This window comes from Gilliamella sp. B3172 (assembly GCF_026536465.1).
Classification (GTDB): domain Bacteria; phylum Pseudomonadota; class Gammaproteobacteria; order Enterobacterales; family Orbaceae; genus Gilliamella.
On sequence record NZ_JAFNOA010000005.1, the window covers coordinates 69,912 to 90,406 of the forward strand.

General features: G+C 35.8%; 21 protein-coding genes and 1 tRNA gene. 12 read left to right on the forward strand and 10 right to left on the reverse strand.

All coding sequences use genetic code 11. From position 1 onward, the window contains the following. Positions 1-195: 195 nt before the first annotated feature. Both J3U37_RS07245 and J3U37_RS07250 read right to left on the reverse strand, forming a co-directional pair. On the reverse strand, positions 196-669 hold the full coding sequence (locus tag J3U37_RS07245) for a MarR family winged helix-turn-helix transcriptional regulator (RefSeq protein ID WP_267374044.1): 474 nt from the start codon (positions 667-669) through the stop codon (positions 196-198). Positions 670-672: 3 nt separating this feature from the next. After that, the gene (locus J3U37_RS07250) at positions 673-1,104 is read right to left on the reverse strand and encodes a hypothetical protein (RefSeq protein WP_267374046.1); all 432 of its coding nucleotides are present in this window, start codon (positions 1,102-1,104) and stop codon (positions 673-675) included. A gap of 307 nt (positions 1,105-1,411) precedes the next feature. Between J3U37_RS07250 and guaA the strand changes: the two genes are divergently transcribed. Next, on the forward strand, positions 1,412-2,995 hold the full coding sequence (guaA, locus tag J3U37_RS07255; RefSeq protein ID WP_267329214.1) for a glutamine-hydrolyzing GMP synthase: 1,584 nt from the start codon (positions 1,412-1,414) through the stop codon (positions 2,993-2,995). A 252-nt stretch (positions 2,996-3,247) separates the two neighbouring features. Here guaA and J3U37_RS07260 read toward each other — a convergent pair whose 3' ends face one another. Next, positions 3,248-3,544, reverse strand: a complete 297-nt coding sequence (locus J3U37_RS07260; RefSeq protein WP_267336103.1) for a hypothetical protein — start codon at positions 3,542-3,544, stop codon at positions 3,248-3,250. Between the two features lie 635 nt (positions 3,545-4,179). Between J3U37_RS07260 and J3U37_RS07265 the strand changes: the two genes are divergently transcribed. The 10 genes from J3U37_RS07265 to J3U37_RS07310 all read left to right on the forward strand — a co-directional run bounded on the left by J3U37_RS07265 (position 4,180) and on the right by J3U37_RS07310 (position 14,134). Then, positions 4,180-4,650, forward strand: coding sequence for a YhcH/YjgK/YiaL family protein (locus tag J3U37_RS07265; protein ID WP_267374048.1), 471 nt, complete (start codon positions 4,180-4,182; stop codon positions 4,648-4,650). Between the two features lie 26 nt (positions 4,651-4,676). Then, the gene (locus J3U37_RS07270) at positions 4,677-5,615 is read left to right on the forward strand and encodes a sugar kinase (RefSeq protein WP_267374050.1); all 939 of its coding nucleotides are present in this window, start codon (positions 4,677-4,679) and stop codon (positions 5,613-5,615) included. Between the two features lie 314 nt (positions 5,616-5,929). After that, entirely contained in the window at positions 5,930-8,770 is a 2,841-nt protein-coding gene (gene uvrA, locus J3U37_RS07275) for an excinuclease ABC subunit UvrA (RefSeq protein WP_366939814.1), read from the forward strand. A 45-nt stretch (positions 8,771-8,815) separates the two neighbouring features. Beyond that, positions 8,816-9,421 carry a glycerol-3-phosphate 1-O-acyltransferase PlsY gene (gene plsY, locus J3U37_RS07280; RefSeq protein WP_267374053.1) on the forward strand — a complete coding sequence of 202 codons (606 nt, stop codon included), beginning with the start codon at positions 8,816-8,818 and terminating at the stop codon, positions 9,419-9,421. 262 nt (positions 9,422-9,683) lie between these two features. Then, positions 9,684-10,289, forward strand: a complete 606-nt coding sequence (gene recR / locus J3U37_RS07285) for a recombination mediator RecR (RefSeq protein WP_255556099.1) — start codon at positions 9,684-9,686, stop codon at positions 10,287-10,289. A gap of 88 nt (positions 10,290-10,377) precedes the next feature. Further along, positions 10,378-11,196 carry a pyridoxal phosphatase gene (locus J3U37_RS07290; RefSeq protein ID WP_267374056.1) on the forward strand — a complete coding sequence of 273 codons (819 nt, stop codon included), beginning with the start codon at positions 10,378-10,380 and terminating at the stop codon, positions 11,194-11,196. A gap of 18 nt (positions 11,197-11,214) precedes the next feature. After that, positions 11,215-11,931 carry a tRNA pseudouridine(65) synthase TruC gene (gene truC, locus J3U37_RS07295; RefSeq protein ID WP_220217442.1) on the forward strand — a complete coding sequence of 239 codons (717 nt, stop codon included), beginning with the start codon at positions 11,215-11,217 and terminating at the stop codon, positions 11,929-11,931. Between the two features lie 286 nt (positions 11,932-12,217). After that, on the forward strand, positions 12,218-12,631 hold the full coding sequence (locus J3U37_RS07300; RefSeq protein ID WP_267374058.1) for a DUF4878 domain-containing protein: 414 nt from the start codon (positions 12,218-12,220) through the stop codon (positions 12,629-12,631). Between the two features lie 101 nt (positions 12,632-12,732). Further along, the gene (locus J3U37_RS07305; protein ID WP_267374061.1) at positions 12,733-13,338 is read left to right on the forward strand and encodes a hypothetical protein; all 606 of its coding nucleotides are present in this window, start codon (positions 12,733-12,735) and stop codon (positions 13,336-13,338) included. 382 nt (positions 13,339-13,720) lie between these two features. After that, entirely contained in the window at positions 13,721-14,134 is a 414-nt protein-coding gene (locus J3U37_RS07310; protein ID WP_220217439.1) for a DUF4878 domain-containing protein, read from the forward strand. Positions 14,135-14,479: 345 nt separating this feature from the next. On the opposite strand, the gene J3U37_RS07315 is transcribed toward J3U37_RS07310, so the two are convergent. From J3U37_RS07315 to J3U37_RS07340, 6 genes are all read right to left on the reverse strand, one after another. Further along, a complete protein-coding gene (locus tag J3U37_RS07315) occupies positions 14,480-15,547 on the reverse strand; it encodes a tyrosine-protein phosphatase (protein WP_220217438.1) in 1,068 nt (355 codons plus the stop codon). A gap of 9 nt (positions 15,548-15,556) precedes the next feature. Next, positions 15,557-16,372: a PTS system mannose/fructose/sorbose family transporter subunit IID gene (locus tag J3U37_RS07320; RefSeq protein ID WP_220217437.1), complete on the reverse strand. Its 816-nt coding sequence runs from the start codon at positions 16,370-16,372 to the stop codon at positions 15,557-15,559. Beyond that, positions 16,369-17,157, reverse strand: a complete 789-nt coding sequence (locus tag J3U37_RS07325) for a PTS mannose/fructose/sorbose/N-acetylgalactosamine transporter subunit IIC (protein ID WP_220217436.1) — start codon at positions 17,155-17,157, stop codon at positions 16,369-16,371. Before J3U37_RS07325 ends, J3U37_RS07320 begins: the two co-directional genes overlap by 4 nt. 43 nt (positions 17,158-17,200) lie before the next feature. Beyond that, on the reverse strand, positions 17,201-17,674 hold the full coding sequence (locus tag J3U37_RS07330; RefSeq protein WP_220217435.1) for a PTS system mannose/fructose/N-acetylgalactosamine-transporter subunit IIB: 474 nt from the start codon (positions 17,672-17,674) through the stop codon (positions 17,201-17,203). A gap of 10 nt (positions 17,675-17,684) precedes the next feature. Next, positions 17,685-18,116 (reverse strand): PTS sugar transporter subunit IIA, encoded by a 432-nt coding sequence (locus tag J3U37_RS07335; RefSeq protein ID WP_220217434.1) that lies wholly within the window; start codon positions 18,114-18,116, stop codon positions 17,685-17,687. A 269-nt stretch (positions 18,117-18,385) separates the two neighbouring features. Next, a complete protein-coding gene (locus J3U37_RS07340) occupies positions 18,386-19,228 on the reverse strand; it encodes a MurR/RpiR family transcriptional regulator (protein WP_220217433.1) in 843 nt (280 codons plus the stop codon). Positions 19,229-19,628: 400 nt separating this feature from the next. Here J3U37_RS07340 and J3U37_RS07345 point away from each other — a divergent pair. Then, positions 19,629-19,702 (forward strand) — tRNA-Cys (locus J3U37_RS07345). Positions 19,703-19,886: 184 nt separating this feature from the next. Here the strand turns inward: J3U37_RS07345 and J3U37_RS07350 are convergent. Continuing rightward, entirely contained in the window at positions 19,887-20,492 is a 606-nt protein-coding gene (locus tag J3U37_RS07350) for a P63C domain-containing protein (RefSeq protein WP_267374063.1), read from the reverse strand. Between the last annotated feature and the right edge of the window lie 3 nt (positions 20,493-20,495).

The window sequence follows — 20,495 nt, forward strand, 5'->3', positions numbered from 1 at the left end:
TAATAAGATTTACCAATCAGGTTTGTTGGTCGCATAATGCTTTAATCGTATTAGACATAAAACGCTCTTAAAACAGCAATTGTTACTATTTTAAACCTTATCTTTAGAATATTTTTGTCATAAACAACGACGTTACGTTTTATTTTTAATCTCACCATAAAATGGCAAATATCTGGATAAGCATATAATGATTAATTATGCACTTTCTTCATCATGATTTTTTAATAATGTTGAAAGCATTTCCATAAATTTTTGTTTCTCATCTTTTAACGCGGCAAAAAATTCATTATCAATTTTTTCAACTAAAGGGACTGTTTCATTAGCCTTATCAAGGCCTTTTTGAGTTAATTGTATCGATTTTGCTCGACTATCTTTGATTGAGCAAGAGCGTTTTATATAATCCTTTTTTTCTAAATTCTCTAATATTTGAGAAATGGTCATCACATCGATATTTGTTTTATTAGACAAAATAACTTGCGTAATTTCATCAGGATATTGAGACAGATAAGCAAGAGTGGCAAGCACAATAAATTGAGGATGCGTAATAAGCTGTTTTTTTAAACATTTTTTTATATTCGTGTGCCAGGAAGAATAAGTTTTCATAAAAATAAAACCAATTGATTCAGCGTCATTTTGGAATTGCGTTAAAAACTTATTGTCCTTCGTCATAATTTACCTTTCTACTAAACTGTTTAGTTTGTAAGTTTTATCAATAATATCATCTGAAATCTGTTTAATAAAATCATACGAGGCCTTAGTATCCAATTGAGGGTCGGGTTTTAGCGAAATTTCAGCTTTAAGTGCATATTGATTTTCAGCTATTTGAATTATTTGATGTGAGAAAAAAAGTAATCCGATACCCGGCATATCAAATTGCTCAGTAAATTCCTGTTCGTTAATCACCTTTGATAAAGTCACTTCCATTTCGGGCATGTTTTGTAATTTAAAAATACCTTTAGCCCCAGTTTTTAGTTCACCGATTATACGAAAGTCTTCAAGGTCGGTTTCCCATAATTTTCTTAAATTAAGTTCGATAAAGTACTGCCAAATTTGTGCTGGATTGGACTGAGTAGGTAAGATGAAAGAGATTGAGATAGCGTTCATTGTTTGCTCCTTTTTAATAAGTGTTTTTATTATAAGTATACTTATTAATTAAGTAAAGCGATATAGATACCATTAAAAACGTAATCAATCAAACAGTTAAATTTAGTTGTGAATAAAGTTTAAGTGAATCATTACCAATAAAGTCAATCGTATTAACGCTGATATTGAATGATATATTCGATAGGTTTAAAATTTAACAAATTAAATTTTTTACAATTGTTTTTTCATTTAATCAATTCAATTGAATCAGTAAATGATACAATAGCATCCCAATTTTGTAATAGTTCATAGTTTAGGAATAAATTTGATGAAAAATGATATCCACCAGCAACGTATTTTAATCCTTGATTTTGGTTCTCAAGTTACCCAGTTAATTGCTCGTCGTGTCCGCGAAATTGGTGTTTATTGTGAACTTTGGCCATGGGACGTATCGGAAGAAAAAATCAAACAATTTAATCCTAAAGGTATCATTTTATCTGGTAGCCCTGAAAGTACGACAGAACAAAATAGCCCAAGAGCTCCTCAATACGTTTTTAATGCAGGCGTGCCTGTCTTAGGTATCTGCTATGGAATGCAAACAATGGCTGTTCAAATTGGTAATGGCGGACAAGTTACTGGTTCCAATCAGCGTGAATTTGGATACGCCAAAGTCGATATTGTTGGTCGCTCAAAATTGACAGACGGCATCTTCGATAGCAAAAACGAAGCAGGCTTAGAGCAGCTCGATGTCTGGATGAGTCATGGGGATAAAGTAACAGCTTTACCTGAAAGTTTTACCGTTATTGGTCGCACTGAAACATGTCCTTTTGCAATCATGGCAAATGATGAAAAACAATTTTATGGCGTTCAGTTTCATCCTGAAGTTACCCATACGGTTAAAGGTTATGAATTACTTCAACGATTTGTCATTGATATTTGCCATTGTCAAAAACTATGGACACCTTCTTCAATCATCACAGATGCCGTTGCCCGAATAAAAGAAAAAGTGGGAAATGACAAAGTTTTATTAGGTTTATCCGGTGGGGTGGATTCCTCGGTAACTGCACTATTGTTACATCAAGCTATTGGCGATCAGTTAACCTGTGTTTTTGTTGATCATGGACTATTACGCTTGAACGAAGCAAAACAAGTTATGGACATGTTTGGCAATAAATTTGGTTTAAATATTATAGCGGTTAATGCCGAAGATCGTTTTTTAGCCGCCTTAAAAGGCGAAACCGATCCCGAAGCGAAGCGCAAAATTATTGGTCGTGAATTTGTTGCCGTATTTGATGAAGAGGCTGCAAAACTCAAAGATGTTAAATGGTTAGCTCAAGGTACGATCTACCCCGATGTAATCGAATCGGCAGCAGCTGATACCGGCAAAGCGCATGTGATTAAATCGCATCATAATGTTGGTGGTTTACCCGAAGATATGAAAATGGGATTAGTAGAGCCACTTCGTGAACTATTTAAAGATGAAGTACGTAAAGTGGGCTTAGAACTTGGATTACCTTACGATATGTTATACCGCCACCCATTCCCGGGTCCCGGTTTAGGGGTAAGGATTCTTGGCGAAGTGAAAAAAGAGTATTGCGACTTACTGCGCAAAGCCGATGCCATTTTTATTGAAGAACTCTACAATGCCGACCTATACCACAAAGTCAGTCAGGCCTTTACCGTATTCTTACCGGTACGCTCTGTTGGGGTAATGGGTGACGGACGCAAATATGATTGGGTTGTCTCATTGCGTGCGGTAGAAACTATCGACTTTATGACTGCACACTGGGCGCATTTGCCTTACGACTTCTTAGGGCGAGTATCAAATCGTATTATCAACGAAGTCAATGGCATCTCACGAGTTGTCTACGATATCAGCGGCAAACCGCCAGCGACGATTGAGTGGGAGTAACCGCAATCAATATCATATAATCTCATATCATTTATTCTTATTTTAAGCCTTGTTTTTCAAGGCTTTTTAGTCTCAAGCAATATCCTTAAAGTACCTTTTTTTAACGGTAGCTTTGGCGGTATTATGAATTTAATCTGGAACTTTTCACTAAAATTATCGATTCAAATAATATAGGATTATTTTTAATCCACTCGAAATTAACAAAACATCGCTTCAAGCAAAAAATTGCATTAAAGTAATTGGGATTAGCTATTAGTGATTAACGCCTGGAAAACTAGATACATATTGGATAGTAAAATCAGGGAATGAGTCGACGATTTGTATTTTGTAGTCAGGAAAACTATCGACTATTTGCCATTTACCCACGCTATTTGCAAACGCATCGACTTTCTGAACTTTTAAATCAGGAAAAGAATTCACGACTTTAACTTTATAATCAGGGAAGGAATTAACAATCTTAATTCTTCCATAAATTTTAGACACATCAACTTTGGCAAGCGATACAAATGAAAGACAAATCATAAACACAATAAGCATTATTTTTTTCATAGCATCACCTTTAAAAATATTAGATCACTATTTTATCACACATTACCCTAAGGAAGCTTTTTTAATAATAGTAAACTGGGACAATAAATAGCCTGTTTGCTAAAACGTATCAAATGATATTAACGATGCATTTAAACGCATAGAAGGAAAAAGAATTTACGTAGTTAAAAGCAATGGTGTGATGCTTTTATTTCATTGAATTAAAATAGAAAAAATCAGTATGACAACAGGGGAAAGAACGGATAGGGCGCTAAATGTAGTCGTTCAATGTTTAATTAAAGCTAAAGAACACTAGTTTGGTGGTTAAGTAACATTAGGGAGTGTAGTGCCAAAAGTTGTAAGGCTAGCTGATTATATTGGTAATCATACGTTATCGACGGTATTTTGACCGTTTGTGAGACAAGTTTAGTAGAAAGCCAGTTGTCAATTTTTCTTTCATTTTCAAACCTTTTAGCAATGTTTGCATATTGTTTAAAACATAAAAACCTTTAAAAACTTATTATTAATTGATCTACAAAAATGACTGACTTAAGTATATACTTCTTTTTTAAGCAAAGGTTTCTTCGCTATTTAGTGATAGCGGATAAAGCTAATTTAAGTTATTGCCTCATTTAAGAAATTAAGGATCATTGAGTATGATTTTAGGTAACATTCATCATTTGGATTTAGTCCCTTATTTGCCCGCCAAAATAAAGCAATCGATTGAGTATATTAAAGACAATGTTAATCAAAATACACCTGTTGGGCGTTATGATATCGACGGAGATAATCTTTTTTTTATGCTGTCTGATAATACTTTACGCTTAATTAATGAGGCTAATCCTGAATATCATCATAAGTATATGGATGTTCAAATCGTGTTAGAAGGACAAGAGGGCATGGCGATTTGCACTTTGCCACCGCATACCAAGATGCTGGAAGATAAATTAGCCGATAATGATATTGCGTTTATTCAAACCCCTAAAGAAGAAACCATGCTGGTTTTGCAACCCAACGATTTTATCGTATTTTTCCCAAACGAAGTGCATAAGCCGCTTTGTGCGATTGACAATAAAATTACGACAGTTCGCAAAATTGTGATAAAAATTGCTTTGGACTATTTATAATTAGAGTAAGGACAATAGGTAACACTATGACGACAAAAATTGCTGTTATTGGCGAATGTATGATTGAATTGTCGATTAAACAAGATTCGACGACCCGCAGTTTTGGTGGAGACACTTTAAACACTTCAGTTTATTTATCCCGCCTTTTAAAAGATAAAGATTTTTCCATTCATTATGTTACAGGGCTCGGTACTGATCCCTTTAGCCAAGAAATGTTAGAAAGCTGGCAAAAAGAGCATATACAGACTGATTTAGTGCAAAAAATGGCAGATAAAATGCCCGGGCTTTACTCTATAGTTACCGATGAGCATGGTGAACGTTCTTTCTATTATTGGCGTAATGATGCCGCTGCTAAGTTTTGGCTAAAAACTTCGCAAAGTGAAGAGATTATTAAAAAAATTGCCCAGTTTGATTATGTGTATTTAAGTGGTATTAGTATTGCAATTTTAGATGCTGAAAGTATTCTTAAATTGTTAGACCTGTTAAAACAGGTGAAAGCAAATGGTGGAAAAGTCATTTTTGATAATAACTTCCGCCCGCGCTTATGGAGCAGTTTAGATTTAGCCCGAAGCGTGTATGCAGATATCTTATCTTATACTGATATCGCATTTTTAACACTGGATGATGAAGATTTGTTATGGGGAGCGCTTCCTTATGAGAAGGTCATCGAAAGAACGCAAAACTTTGGCGTGAGTGAAATTGTCATCAAGCGGGGTAGTGATAGCTGCATTATTCAATCAGCCGAAGGACGTTTTGATGTCCCTGCTAACAAGATTGCCAAAGATAAAGTTATCGATACCACTGCTGCTGGCGATTCATTCAGTGCCGGGTATCTCGGTGCTCGTTTAACGGGAAGAAGTCCGGCACAATCTGCCGCACAAGGACATTTAGTTGCAGGTACGATTATTCAATACCGTGGAGCTATTATTCCTTTAGAGGTGACACCAAAATTAATTGAAGATTAATTAGCTTATAAAAACGGTCATTGTTGACCGTTTTTTTATTGAATTTTGTAACAATGAGTACTTGTCTATTAGTGGTAAAACTTCATTATAATTGATATTTTTTGTCAAAATCTTTCAGATTTTATATACGTTTTAGTATAAAATAGTAAATTGTGCTATATTCATGGGAAATTATCCGTGCATCATTGAAATTGTCCTAACCGACCATATTCAGTTATATAATAGTATATTTACTTCAAAAACACTGGTATAATATACAGTTAATTTTTTATCTAATCTGCTTAAAAAACACACAAAAGAAGAGATATATGTCAATTAAAGATATCGATATTCGTGGTGCGAGAACGCACAATCTAAAAAATATTAATGTTGTAATACCTCGAGATAAGCTTGTTGTCATTACTGGTCTATCCGGATCAGGGAAGTCTTCGCTAGCATTTGATACCCTTTATGCCGAAGGGCAACGACGTTATGTTGAGTCGTTATCGGCTTATGCTCGTCAATTCTTATCTTTAATGGAAAAACCGGATGTGGATCATATCGAAGGTCTGTCGCCAGCTATTTCGATTGAACAAAAGTCGACTTCGCACAATCCGCGCTCAACGGTTGGAACAATTACTGAAATCTACGATTATTTACGTCTATTGTTTGCCCGTATTGGTGAGCCGCGTTGTCCTAATCATAATTTACCTTTAGCTGCTCAAACTGTTTCGCAAATGGTTGACAGCATTATGGCGTTACCGGCTGAAAATCGCTATATGTTACTGGCACCGGTAGTCACTGAGCGTAAAGGTGAGTTTGTTAAACTTTTTGAGCAACTGGCTGCAAGTGGATATATTCGGGTAAGGGTTGATGGTGATGTTTACGATCTTTCTGATCCACCTGAGCTTGAGCTTCAAAAGAAACATACCATTGAAGTAGTGGTTGATCGTTTTCGTATTCGTGATGATCTAAAATTGCGATTGGCTGAATCCATTGAAACCGTTCTGTCAATTACTAACGGAATTGTTAAAGTTGCCAACTTAGATGATCCCAAAGCGCCGGAGCAGTTGTTTTCGGCTAATTTTGCCTGCCCGATATGTGGCTATAGTATATCTGAACTTGAACCAAGACTATTTTCATTTAACAACCCTGCCGGGGCTTGCCCTGAGTGTGATGGTTTAGGTGTGCAACAGTATTTCGATCCAAAACGCATAGTACAAATGCCTGAAGTCTCTTTAGCTGCTGGTGCAATAAAGGGTTGGGATCGTCGCAATTTTTACTATTTTCAGATGCTCAAATCGTTAGCTGAACATTATAAATTCGATATTGATACGCCTTATGAAAAATTACCCGAAAAAGTAAAAGATATCTTATTAAATGGTTCTGGTAATACTGAAATTACTTTCGTTTATACAAATGATCGTGGTGATGTGGTTAAACGTAAACATAGCTTTGAGGGAATTATTAATAATTTAACTCGACGATATAAAGAAACCGATTCACCAACAATTCGTGAAGAGTTGGCTAAATATATAAGTCATCGTCCTTGCCCGTGCTGTGAAGGATCTCGTTTATGTAGAACGGCAAGACATGTCTTTATTAACGATACCAATTTACCAACGATCAGTAATTTAAGCACTCAGCAAGCAAAAGCATTCTTTGATAAGTTATCCCTAACCGGACAACGAGCGCAAATTGCTGAAAAAATTCTAAAAGAGATCAACGACCGTTTACAATTTTTGATTAATGTTGGATTAAATTATTTAACACTTTCACGATCAGCGGAAACGCTATCGGGAGGGGAGGCACAGCGTATACGACTAGCCAGTCAAATCGGTGCCGGATTAGTTGGGGTGATGTATGTACTTGATGAGCCTTCAATTGGTTTACATCAACGTGATAATACTCGATTGATCGATACCTTAACGCATTTACGTGATTTGGGTAACACCGTTATTGTGGTAGAACATGATGAAGAGGCCATTATGGCTGCTGATTATGTGATTGATATTGGGCCGGGAGCAGGCGTGCATGGTGGTGAAGTGGTTGCTCAAGGAACGCCGAAACAGATCATGGCAAATCCTTCATCGTTAACCGGAAAATATCTATCCGGTAAAGAAAAAATAGCGATACCAGCCACACGAACGAAAGTTGATAAGAAAAAGATGTTATCGTTAATTGGCGCCACCGGTAATAATTTAAAAGATGTGACTCTTAATATTCCGGTTGGACTATTTACCTGTATTACAGGGGTATCTGGATCAGGAAAATCAACGTTAATTAATGATACTTTATATCCTTTAGCGCAAAACGAGTTAAATGGTGCTGAAAAAAGTGATATTGCGCCTTATAAATCAATTAAAGGACTTAACTTTTTTGATAAAGTCATTGCGATAGATCAAAGTCCTATCGGGCGAACACCACGCTCAAACCCGGCAACGTATACCGGATTTTTCACCTCAATTCGTGAGCTATATGCTGGCGTGCCAGAGTCTCGTGCGCGAGGCTACACTCCGGGTCGATTTAGTTTTAATGTAAAAGGTGGACGCTGTGAAGCTTGTCAAGGTGATGGACTGATCAAAGTCGAGATGCACTTTTTACCAGATATTTATGTCCCATGCGACCAGTGTCATGGGGCACGTTATAATCGTGAAACGTTAGAAATTAAATATAAAGGCAAATCAATCAATGAAATCTTAAATATGACGGTTGAAGAGGGGCGTGAATTTTTTGATGCTGTCCCGATGATTGCTCGTAAATTACAAACATTGATCGATGTCGGGCTTTCTTATATTACAATTGGGCAGTCGGCAACGACCTTATCCGGTGGTGAAGCGCAACGAGTAAAACTTGCAAAAGAGTTATCAAAGCGTGATACTGGTAGCACATTGTATATTTTAGATGAGCCAACAACGGGTTTACACTTTGCTGATGTAAAACAGTTGCTTGCGCAGCTACACTCATTAAGAGACAAAGGCAATACCATTGTTGTTATTGAGCATAATTTAGATGTGGTTAAAACAGCAGATTGGATTGTCGATTTAGGACCGGAAGGGGGGAATGGTGGTGGTGAAATCATTGCCGAAGGAACACCTGAAGATGTAGCTAAATCAAAAATTTCTTACACCGGACAATATTTAAAACCGTTACTTGAAAAAGACAAGGCGAAGTAATATAAGTTAGTACGGATAATTTAAGTTAACCAAAGGAGAAGCAATTTGGCATTTGAAATTATATTGATGATCATTATTGCTTATCTTTGTGGTTCGCTTTCCGGAGCAATCATTATTTGCCAGCTAATGAAATTACAAGACCCGGTACAACATGGCTCTCACAATCCCGGAGCCACAAATGTACTACGCATTAGCGGCAAATTACCTGCTTTACTGGTATTACTTTTCGATATGTTAAAAGGTGCAATACCGGTCTATATTGCTTATCGACTGGGTATTTCACCTTTCTTTTTAGGCATTATTGGCATATCAGCGTGCCTTGGTCACATCTTTCCCTGCTTTTTTCATTTTCGAGGCGGAAAAGGTGTCGCCACTGCATTAGGTATGATGATGCCAATCGGTCTAGACTTTACCGGCTGTTTTGTCCTAACTTGGTTAACCACGCTACTGCTTACCGGCTACTCTTCGGTGGCGGCTATTGTGGGTTTTTTATTAGCGCCATTTTATGTATGGCTATTTAAACCTGAGTTGACCTTGCCGGTAACTATGCTTTCGTGCCTTGTCATTATTCGTCATAATAGTAATATTATGCGTCTATTTAAGGGGGAAGAGCCTAAGAGTTTTATACGAAAACGACATAAATTATACTGAAACGTATATATTTTCTGAAAGTTCTTGTCAAAAATTAATCGTAATTCGTTATAATAGTAATATTATGCGTTTATTTAAGGGGAAAGAGCCTAAGAGTTTTATACGAAAACGACATAAATTATACTGAAACGTATATACTTTCTGAAAGTTTTTGTCAAAAATTAATCGTATTGACTTAATCGTGTAATTCTTGTTTTATCGATTTTTGAAACAAGGTATTATAAATAACATAATCTTTAATATGTGGTAACAAAATTAATTCATGCAAATAAGCCCATTACTTGAAACTCTTATGGAAGCATTGCGATGTCTTCCCGGTGTTGGTCCCAAATCTGCACAACGTATGGCTTTTCACCTATTACAGCGCAATCGACAAGGTGGCATTAAGCTAGCTCATGTTTTACATGAAGCGATGATCAATATCGATCATTGCAAAGAGTGCCGAACCTTTACTGAACAAGAAATCTGCACTATCTGTGCCAATAGGCATCGTCAACAAAGTGGACAATTATGTGTTGTTGAAACACCCGCTGATATTGTTGCTATCGAACAAACCGGCCAGTATAGTGGTCGTTACTTTGTGTTGCTTGGGCATTTATCACCGCTTGACGGAATAGGCCCGAGTGATATTGGTCTGGATTTATTGAAATCAAGATTGGCAACCGAATCGATTAACGAAGTGATTTTAGCCACCAATCCAACCGTTGAGGGCGATGCAACCGCTAATTATATTGCTCAAATGTGTGCTGAGTTTGATGTTATCGCAACTCGCATAGCGCATGGTGTACCTGTCGGTGGAGAGCTTGAAATGGTTGACGGCACAACATTGTCGCATTCATTTGTTGGGCGGCAAAAAATAGATTTTTAGAGATTTTAATGTTGGCAACGGCAAAATTAAGTCAATTAACTTTTGTGTTGCTAGCAAAATTTATGAAAGTAAAAGGAAGAGGATTGGTATGAAATATAAAGCAGTTGCCTTTGATATGGATGGTACTTTACTTAATAGTAATCGTTTAATTTTGCCCGAAACCGTGAATATTCTTGAAAAGATCAGCGCTAAAGGCGTAAAAGTTATTTTGGTATCCGGTCGACATCATTCAGTAATTTACCCTTATTATTATCAACTTAAACTCTCAACTCCCGCTATTTGTTGTAACGGATCTTATTTATACGATTTTGAAAAACAACAAGCATTTGCCGCTAAACCGATGAGCAAACAGCAGGCCAAAACGCTATTAGACTTAGTTAATCAGTTTGGTATTCATACTTTAATTTATACTGATAAAATGATGACTTACGAAGTGTTAGACGACCATTTAGCCGGCTTTTTTAAATGGGTTGATTCACTACCGGAATTTTTACAACCCGAAATTAAAAAAGTGGATAGTTTTGAGAAAGTTATTGAGCAAGCCGGAGCGATCTATAAATTTGCTACCAGTAGCCATAACATTCCGGCTTTACAGCAATTTTCAGATGCAGTTGATGCGTTGGGGGAATTTTCATGTGAATGGTCTTGGTCGAATCGTGCTGATATCGCAATTAAAGGTAATACTAAAGGTAATGGTTTAACCCATTGGGCTGAACATGAAAACATTGACCTAAGTGAAATTGTTGCTTTTGGTGACAGTTATAATGATATTAGCATGTTAACCATTGCCGGTTTGGGTATTGCTATGGGCAATGCTGATGATGAGGTGAAAGCGAAAGCGAGTTATGCTATTGGTGATAATAATAGCACTAGCATTGCCACTGAACTTAAAAAACTGTTTTTATAATGGATTTAAAAAATAGCTGTGTTTGAAATCCTTTATCAAGATAATGAATTAATTGCGATAAACAAGCCATCCGGTTGGCTTGTTCATCGTAGCTGGTTAGATAAAAATGAAACTGTCGTTGTGATGCAAACACTGCGTGATCAGATCGGGCAGCATGTGTATCCGGTGCATCGACTCGATCGCCCAACATCTGGCGTATTATTGTTTGCGCTTTCAAGTGAAATTGCCCGTTTGATGTCACAGCAATTTACCACAAAACAGATTGAAAAAATTTATCATGCTATTGTTCGTGGCTATCTATTTGATGAAGCGATAATTGATTATCCGCTAATTGAACAACTTGATAAAATAGCTGACAAATTTGCCGATAAAAATAAACCAGCGCAACAGGCAGTCACTTTTTATCGCGGTTTAAGTCATATCGAAGTGCCGATCAAAGTAGGCAAGCATGAAACAGCCAGATATAGTTTGGTTGAATTAAAACCGCAGACAGGACGCAAACATCAACTACGTAGGCATATGAAGCATATTTTTCATCCCATTTTAGGTGACAGTAAACATGGGGATCTTCATCAAAATCGTGCTTTTAGTCAGTATTTTGGTATTAAACGACTAATGTTACATGCCTCTACCTTAAATATTGTTCATCCAACCAGTTTGAAACCAATTAAAATTGAAGCAAAATTAGATCAGCATTGGCTAGAAATCTTATCTCATTTTCAGTCCAATGATTAGGGTTGCTATTTTCAATAATAGCTAACTCATTAAGCGTACATGACCGCCGTATGTAAAAATTTTGTTATTACCATTCACTGTTTCAATTCCAAGCTCTACAAGCCCTAAATATAACTGCTTATGATAATTAAATGAATAACAAGGAAAAATATAAAGATAAAAATCAATGTTGCTTTGCAATTTAGCAATTGCATAGTATTATTTTTGTACCTTTCCTCGTTGCGGAGTTTTTTTGAGGAAAGTGTTTAAATAACGTTTATATAAATTAATCGAAATGGAAATGAAAATGAAATTAATAATGAAATTTTGTAGTATTTTTCTAATTGCTGTTTTCCTAAGTGCTTGTTCATCAGACGACTCCCCTGAAAAAGTAGCCGAAACCTTCATGAAAGCTGGTTACAATAAAGATATCGATACAGTCATCGATCTTATGTATATTCCAAAAGAAGATGTTCCTGAAGGAATCGACATGAAGGCCATGCTTAAGTCTAAATTGGGTGCAGCACTCGAAGCCTCATTAGAATCAGCAGAACGCAATGGTGGGCTTGATAAAATTGAAACCGCGCCTATTCAATATACCAATGATGACAAAACTAAGGGCACCGTAGATGTTACCGTTGTTTTCAAAGATAAAACTAAGCTTAATAAAAAGTTAATATTAATCAAAGATAATGGCAAATGGTTTATCGAAATGGATTAATATTAGATTAATTAAATTTAATATTGAATTTATTAATGAGTAAAAGGGTAAATTATATTTACCCTCATTTATGTAACATTTCACCTTTTGAAAATACTATTATGAGATCTTTTCGCTATTTTTTAATTATATGGCTACTATTTGTCAATGTTTCGGTGGTCAATGCCCAAGAATCTAGAAATGACTCGATTTCTCAAATTAGCAGTACTTTAAAAATTGGGGATTGGATTTTTAGACAAGGGACAGCCATCGATAGTTTATTAGTTAAACAATTAGGTGGTGGTGAATTTTCACATATTGGCATGGTAATATCAGTAGCGCCTGAAGTTAAAATTATCCATGCTACAACCGATGATTTTGAAAATCGGCCTAGCCAAGTGTTGATATCAACATTAGATGAATTTATATCGCCAGATCTCGCCCAAACCTATGCTATTGCAAGACCTATTTTTTTGACGGATGAACAAAAGCAACAAGTAGCTGATATATTACAGACAAAATTAAGTGAAAAATTTGTATTAGCATCCCGTGAAAAGCCTCATCTATATTGTACAACGTTGCTTTATGATGCCATTATTCAAGTCATGCCTGATTTTAATGTTGAGTGGCAACACTCTGATTTTGCGCTTTTTTATGGGAATTACCTTTATCCCAACGCATTTGCTAAATATAAAGATTTGATCTGGATCTATAAATATCCGAATTAGTAGAGGTATCAATAATCCTGATTCATCAAGGTAAATTTGATCATTATTTTTGTGATAAAGATTGGTTTTGGATTATCTGAACAAAATGAATTAACTTAGTCTTTACTAAGTGGTAATAAAATTCATTCATACAAATAAGTCATTGCTTGAAACGCTTATAGAAGCATTGTGATCGACTCCCGGCATTGCTCTTAAACTTGCACAAGGTAGGACATTTCACCTGGCACAATGTAATCGATAAGGTAAAAAAATCAAAGTTGCTTTGCAATTTAGCGATTGCATAGTATTATTTTTATACCTTTCCTCATTTGACCTTTTGCGGTTGTTTTGAGGAATGTGTTTAAATAACGTTTATATAAATTAACTGGAAATGGAAATAAAAATGAAATTAATAATGAAATTTTGCAGTATCTTTCTACTTGCGTTTTTCCTCAGTGCTTGTTCATCAGGCGATTCCCCTGAAAAAGTAGCCGAAACCTTCATAACAGCTGGTTACAATAAGGATGTCGATACGGTGGTTGATCTTATTTATCTTCCGAAAGAAGATGCACCTGAAGGAGTCGACGTGAAAGCTATGATTAAGAGTAAATTAGCAAAATCAATGGAAACTTCTTATGAAAAGACTCAAAGTCATGGTGGACTGGATAAAGTGGAATGTGCACCTATCCAATATACCAATGATGACAAAACTAAGGGCATCGTAGATATTACCGTTGTTTTCAAAGATAATACTAAGCTTGATCAAAAGCTAACGTTAATCAAAGATAATGGTAAATGGCTTATCTCGATGAAATAGTAGAGTCGATTGGTTAAGTTTAAAATTGATTCTATCAATGAGTAATAGGGCAAATTATATTTGCCCTTTTTTATATGCCATATTACCTTTTAAACTGCCAGTATCAGCGCTTTTCACTGCTTATTATTATATGACTACTACTTATCACTGTTTTGGCGGTCAAGGCTTAAGAATATCGAAATGACGCTATTTAGCAAATTAATAGTACTTTAAAAATCGAGGATTGGTTTTTTAGATAAAAAAAAGCAATCGCCAGTTTGAATGTTTTAAGACAGAATAAAAATCTAAATCAAATATAACGAAAATTTAAAGCGCAATATCATTGCGCTTTAATATAATGGTAGGTTAATCAGATTCTAAATAGATAGATTGCATTAATCGGAAATCTTCATCAGTAAATCCTAAAGCCTGTTTAATATAATTACTTGGTGTACCGGAAACTTCTTTCATGGTATTGAGGATTTCAACAACAAAACTTTCACGGGTATCGATTAAGCTAAGTAAATAGCCTAATACATCTTCGTTATCCGTAATCTTACGATAAGCGGCCATTTTGATTTTATTGCGCTCTAAGCGATTATCGTGAGTTAGCATGTAATCGGCAATAATATCTTTTTCAGATACACCGAGCATAATCATAATTAATAATACGCCATAACCCGTTCTGTCTTTTCCGCCTCGACAGTGTTGTAAACTCGGGCTATTGTTGGCATCTAATAAGACTTTAAGCATTTGTCGATAAGCATTTTTCGATTTTTCGCTTAAGACAAAATTACGATATTGCTCAAGCACTTGAATGCCATCACCATTAACTAACTCTTTCGGTATATCACGTAGCACACTTTCAATCAAAGCACGATCTTCATCACTAGGATCAGCGGCAAATTGTGCTGCTAACTCTGCGGTTTGGGCTGATGCATCTAAATGAAAAGTTTGCTTTTCGCCGACAAACGTATTGGGACTGGTTTTGATTTCATTAGTACTGCGGTAATCGATAATTGTTTTTATTCCTAACGCTTTGATATACTCTTGTGCATCCGGTTTTAAACCATACAGATGATTAGAACGATACAACTGTCCCCATTTGACCCGTTTACCTTCATGCCCCAGATAGCCGCCGAAATCACGAAAATTATTTAATCCGGTGATCGGTAAAGTACGTTCGGCAAATAAAAAATTGGGTTGTCCTTCAATCTCTAAAATAAGATAAATTCGTTGTTTACCATTTAAAGGATCATCAAAAATAAAAGGGCTTTGAATTTGCTTACCTATAAGTGTTTTGTCATTGGTATTGGCATTAGCATAGCTTGTCCAGTATAAGCTAGCTGCTTTGCCTTCAATGTTATCAAAAGTGACCTCTAATTGGCCGGCTTTATTACGCATTACTGAAGCTGTTTGAATTGTCGTTGTCATGTTTCATTCCTACTTTAAAATACCTAACATTGAAAAGATCACACCGATTACCATTACCGCCAGTATTAACGCAACGGTATATTTACCTTGAAACTTCTTAACCAAAAAGAATGTGCCTAGAGCAAAAATTAAGGTCAGAAAATTTGGCATGACTTTATCAAACATCTCTTGAACTTGAATCGATTGATCGCCAACATTTATCTGTAGCGGGGTGACCACTTTTACCGTAGTGGCAATGAGTGATCCAAGTACCATTACCCCAACAACATTAGCCAGATTACTAATTCTTTGAATGATGTTGGAATTTTTTGACTGTTCAATCAGATCGACACCTTTGTTATAGCCATAATGAATAAAAAAGTATTTAGAAAGCACATTAACCAGATTGTAGATCAAAAACATTAAAATTGGACCTATGATATTTCCTTGTAGCGCAAAGGCAGCGCCAATACTGCCGCATATCGGCATCCAGGTAAATTTGAGCAAGCTATCGCCAAGTCCGGCAAATGGTCCCATTAATCCCGCTTTTACTGAGACTACGGCTTCTTTTTCAGCTTCGGTCGTTTTCTCTTCCATGGCGGCAGTGACACCTAAAATTAGTGCACCTGCATTTACTTGCGTATTAAAAAATTCTAAATGGCGTTGCATGGCAGTAACACGGGTTTGCTTGTCTGCATCTTTATAAAGACGTTCTAAGACAGGCGTCATACAATGCGCAAAGCCAATCATCTGCATTTTTTCATAGTTGTAAGAAAAAGACATAGTTTGTAAATTCCAAAAGATGCGATTAAGATCTTTTTTGGTGATTTTGTTTTGATTGGTCATAGATCATATTCCTCTTCGGTATTATTTGATGTTTGATTATTATCTGATTGTTCTTGATGATTTTTACTACCACTTGATGCCATGTCATAAAGCACGGCAAACGCCAAAGCGATAAAGGTAATTGGAATAATTGGCAGTTTTAGATAAGTGGTTAACATAAAACCGAGCAGGAAGAAAAACCACATACGTCCTTTTAATAACATTAACAGTAAAATACAAATACCTACCGCAGGAATTAATTTCGAGGCTACCCCCATGCCATCAATGATGCTTTGTGGGATAGCATCAAGAATGGTTTTAACCAGATCGCTACCGAAATAGATAGCAATAAAACAAGGTACTGCTCGAATTAAAAACCAAAGAGGTGTTGAAAAGAAGTGAACTCGTGCTAATCCTTTATAGTCACCGTTTAAAATAGAGCGTTCAGCCCAAGGATTAAGAAAGCAAGCGAAAGAACGCCATATAATTAACAATTGTTGACATAATAAAGATACAGGAACGCCAAGCGCAATACCGGTTGCAATGCCTCCACCGGTGGTGATACCGAGTGACACGCCAATGATTGCACCAGCAACAATATCGGGTGCTGAGTAGGCGCCTACGTTTCCGATACCCATCCACATCAATTCCAACGTTGCACTAATTGCCAAGCCTTGAACCATATCACCCATTATGATGCCTGCTATGGTACCGGTTAACAATGGCCTACGTAACATTTGTGGTCCGACGTCATCCATCGAACAGATTCCCGCCCAAATGGCGACAAGAATAGCCTGTGTTAACATAAGTTAACCTCCAAATTTTTAGATAAAACTTTAAATAATTAGATTAGTTAAGTAGGGTTTTCAGATCGACAACAGGATCTTTGGGTACCATCTGAACTTCAACTTCGACATTATTGGCTATAATATTTTTAAATGCTTGTTCTTCCTCAGCTGTCACCGATACCGCCCTTGATAATTGATGTCGACCATCTTGCATTCGCATGCCGCCGACATTGAGCTTGTCAATTTTCAGACCACCTTCGATCAATTTGTTGACATCAATACTATTTGTAAAAAGTAACATCGTACGTTTTTTAATTTCGGTTTTTTTCAATATGTCGATAAATTGTGAAACGCCAAAGACTAATACTTTTAAATCTGGTGGGGCAGACATGGTAAGTACCGATTGCTGAACTTTATCAGCGGCAACTTTATCATTAATAATCAATACTTGTTCAATATCAAAATTTTTTACCCAAGTTGTGATAACTTGTCCATGAATCAAACGATCATCAATTCTTGCTACATTAATTGGCATGGTGTTCTCCTTACAAATCTATAGATGTTTCACGCTGAGAATCTAGTACTTGTCGTACGTCAATACAGCTTTGTGGAAAGACTTCTTCAATGGCTGATTTAACATCATCAAGCGTACCTTCTCGATTATTTAAAACTTCAAGCAAAACCGGAATATTAAAACCACAAAATAACAGGACATCATCATGATTTAACAACAGTTCGCCAGCCAAATTACACGGCGTTCCTCCTAAGATGTCGACCAAGATAATTACACCTTTACCGCTATTAAGCTGATGATAACTGTCATGCATTTGTTGCCTTAAATTGTCAACATTACTATCGATCAAAACCGATATAACGTCGATATTTTGCTGTTCCCCCATTAGCATCTGCGCACATTCAAGCGCTCCTTGAGCAAATGGTCCATGGCTAGCTAAAATAATGGGAATTTGTGTTTGCATTTTTATTTCCTTTTTTTAACTACATTTGAAATGGTTGTAACAATGTTACTTTAAATATTATTTTATTTAGTAATAAAATTACATCTAAGCAAAATATAAGTCATCTCTTTTTTGTGAGATTTTTAGAAATTTGTGAAGTTGATCATGTTTATTGAAATTTTTTAATCGATTTTATCAGCGCTAAAAATTAGCTAATTTGATGAGCAAGCAGAAGATGAGTTAATGTGATTTCTATAGCAAAGACAGAAGGGCACTTATCACGTTTAAATTTAGCGATGAGGATATTTACGCTCTTCACGATTTTGGGTTTGTAACAACAAGCGTTCATCATATTTTCGGATAAATAGATTGGTAACCAGCATATTGATGACTGAAAGTTGAGAAATTTTTGAACGAATCGGAATTAAACGGGAAGCATGTTCCGTTGATGTAGTATGTAAAATCACTTCCGCTAATAAAGAGACCTGACTTTGTCCCATTTTGGTAATTGCAATCGAAGGAACACTATTTTTTCTGGCCAATTTCAATAAATCGATACATTCCGGTGTTTCGCCCGAATGTGAAATAATGATAACCAGATCATTTTTGTCTAATGTATTCGCGATACTTTTTTGAATATGCGAATCGAAATGACAGCTAACATCTTTTTTAATTTTAATTAATTGATATTCCAGTTCTTTTCCAACCAATCCACTGCTACTGGTGCCATAAATAATAATCTTATTACTTTTAATAATAAGATCGATTGCTTTATTTAGCGATTCGATATTCACCATAGAGTAGGTTTCATCAATTGAGGATTTTTCCATAGCTTGTACTTTGCTATTAACGTCTTGTAAGGAGTCATTAAGATTGATGTCGTCTTGAAGTATTTCAGCATTGATTTTTCGAGGAATTGAAGAGATCAGATCAACTTTAAAATCACTAAACCCGTTATAACCCAATTTATTGCAAAGGCGTAGAATTGTTGTGGTGCTGACATGATTTAATTTGGCTAATGACTGTATGCTCATATTTTTAAGCGCTTGTGTATTCGCTTGAATATATTGAGCGACGGCAAGCTCTTTTTCTGAAAGATCTTTTTTCACCTCTCTAAGTTTTAAATCAATCATGGCTTACCTCAAATTTAAATATGGCTATGTGGAGTATACAAAATTAGCGAGTAAATTGTAAAAAATTATAAGATAAAAAAGTTGTCTGTAATATCTAAATTTAAATTAAGTCCCTTTTGCTCAATATGGCAATGCTTAAGTTAACAGTTGTGTTGGAGTAAAATAACACTTAAAACAATCAGGGCAAATTATTTATTTAGATGAATTTAAATGATATGCATGCCATGCGATGTGTGTTTTTATACTAAAACGTATATAAAATCTGAAACTTCTTGACAAAAAAGCCTATATTGTAAAATTTATTGCGAAAAACGATGACTGCTGTAATTATAAGCTATTTAAACTTGACGTCTAAACAAGGCGATGCTAATATTTGCCACCTATTCAGATAGACCTTAACGGCGCGTTGGCAGAGTGGCCATGCTGCGGATTGCAAATCCGTCTACCTCGGTTCGACTCCGGGACGCGCCTCCATTAAAATATCAAATAAATCAACAAATTAAAAAAGTAACCGACCAGAAAATTAAAACACTTGGAATATACTTAGAATATGAAGTTAGAAAAAATCTTCTTTTTAGGGTGAGTTTAGCGTCGGTGTAACTTCAACGATTTGTTTTCTCAAGTGCTCCCGTCCAACATCAGAAGTTAAAGATTGATGTCATCTATATTTCCAGTTCCCATTTTTTGTTTTTCCAATATTCTCTTTTACTTTTTCAATTACACCTCTAGGCATTTGGTCATATATGTATTTAATGGTCAATTTGCCGATAAATGAAGGTTTATTTTTAATATATTTAGGTATAAATGGTAAATCCCACAATCTAAAAATTTCTTTATAGAAATCATCCCTAAATGTCAGTTGCCATTTCAATATTTCTTCTGAGACATAAGCAGTTAGAATTTTTTGTAATTCAAATCTTTCACTTTCATATTGATAGCCGGTAGCCTCGTCTATTAAGGCTACAATCCCAACTCTAGCAAAACCTCTAATCAATATTTCACATTGATCAGCAATGATTTTCTGTCTCGTGGATAAATTGATATTATTTCTAGCCTCGAGAAATGCCTCACAAATATCAGCGAGTATTGTTGCCTCATAACCATTAATTTTTTGATTCCCTTTATAACACTCAATTGGGTTGTAGTGGTCAAGGCTTTTGTCCTTATAAATAAAGGTTTCGAGCGTTTTTTGATTCAAATATCTGGCCAACCTTGTCCCTGATTTCGTTTCATGCTCTTCTTGCAACTTCAATACATTTTGCATCGC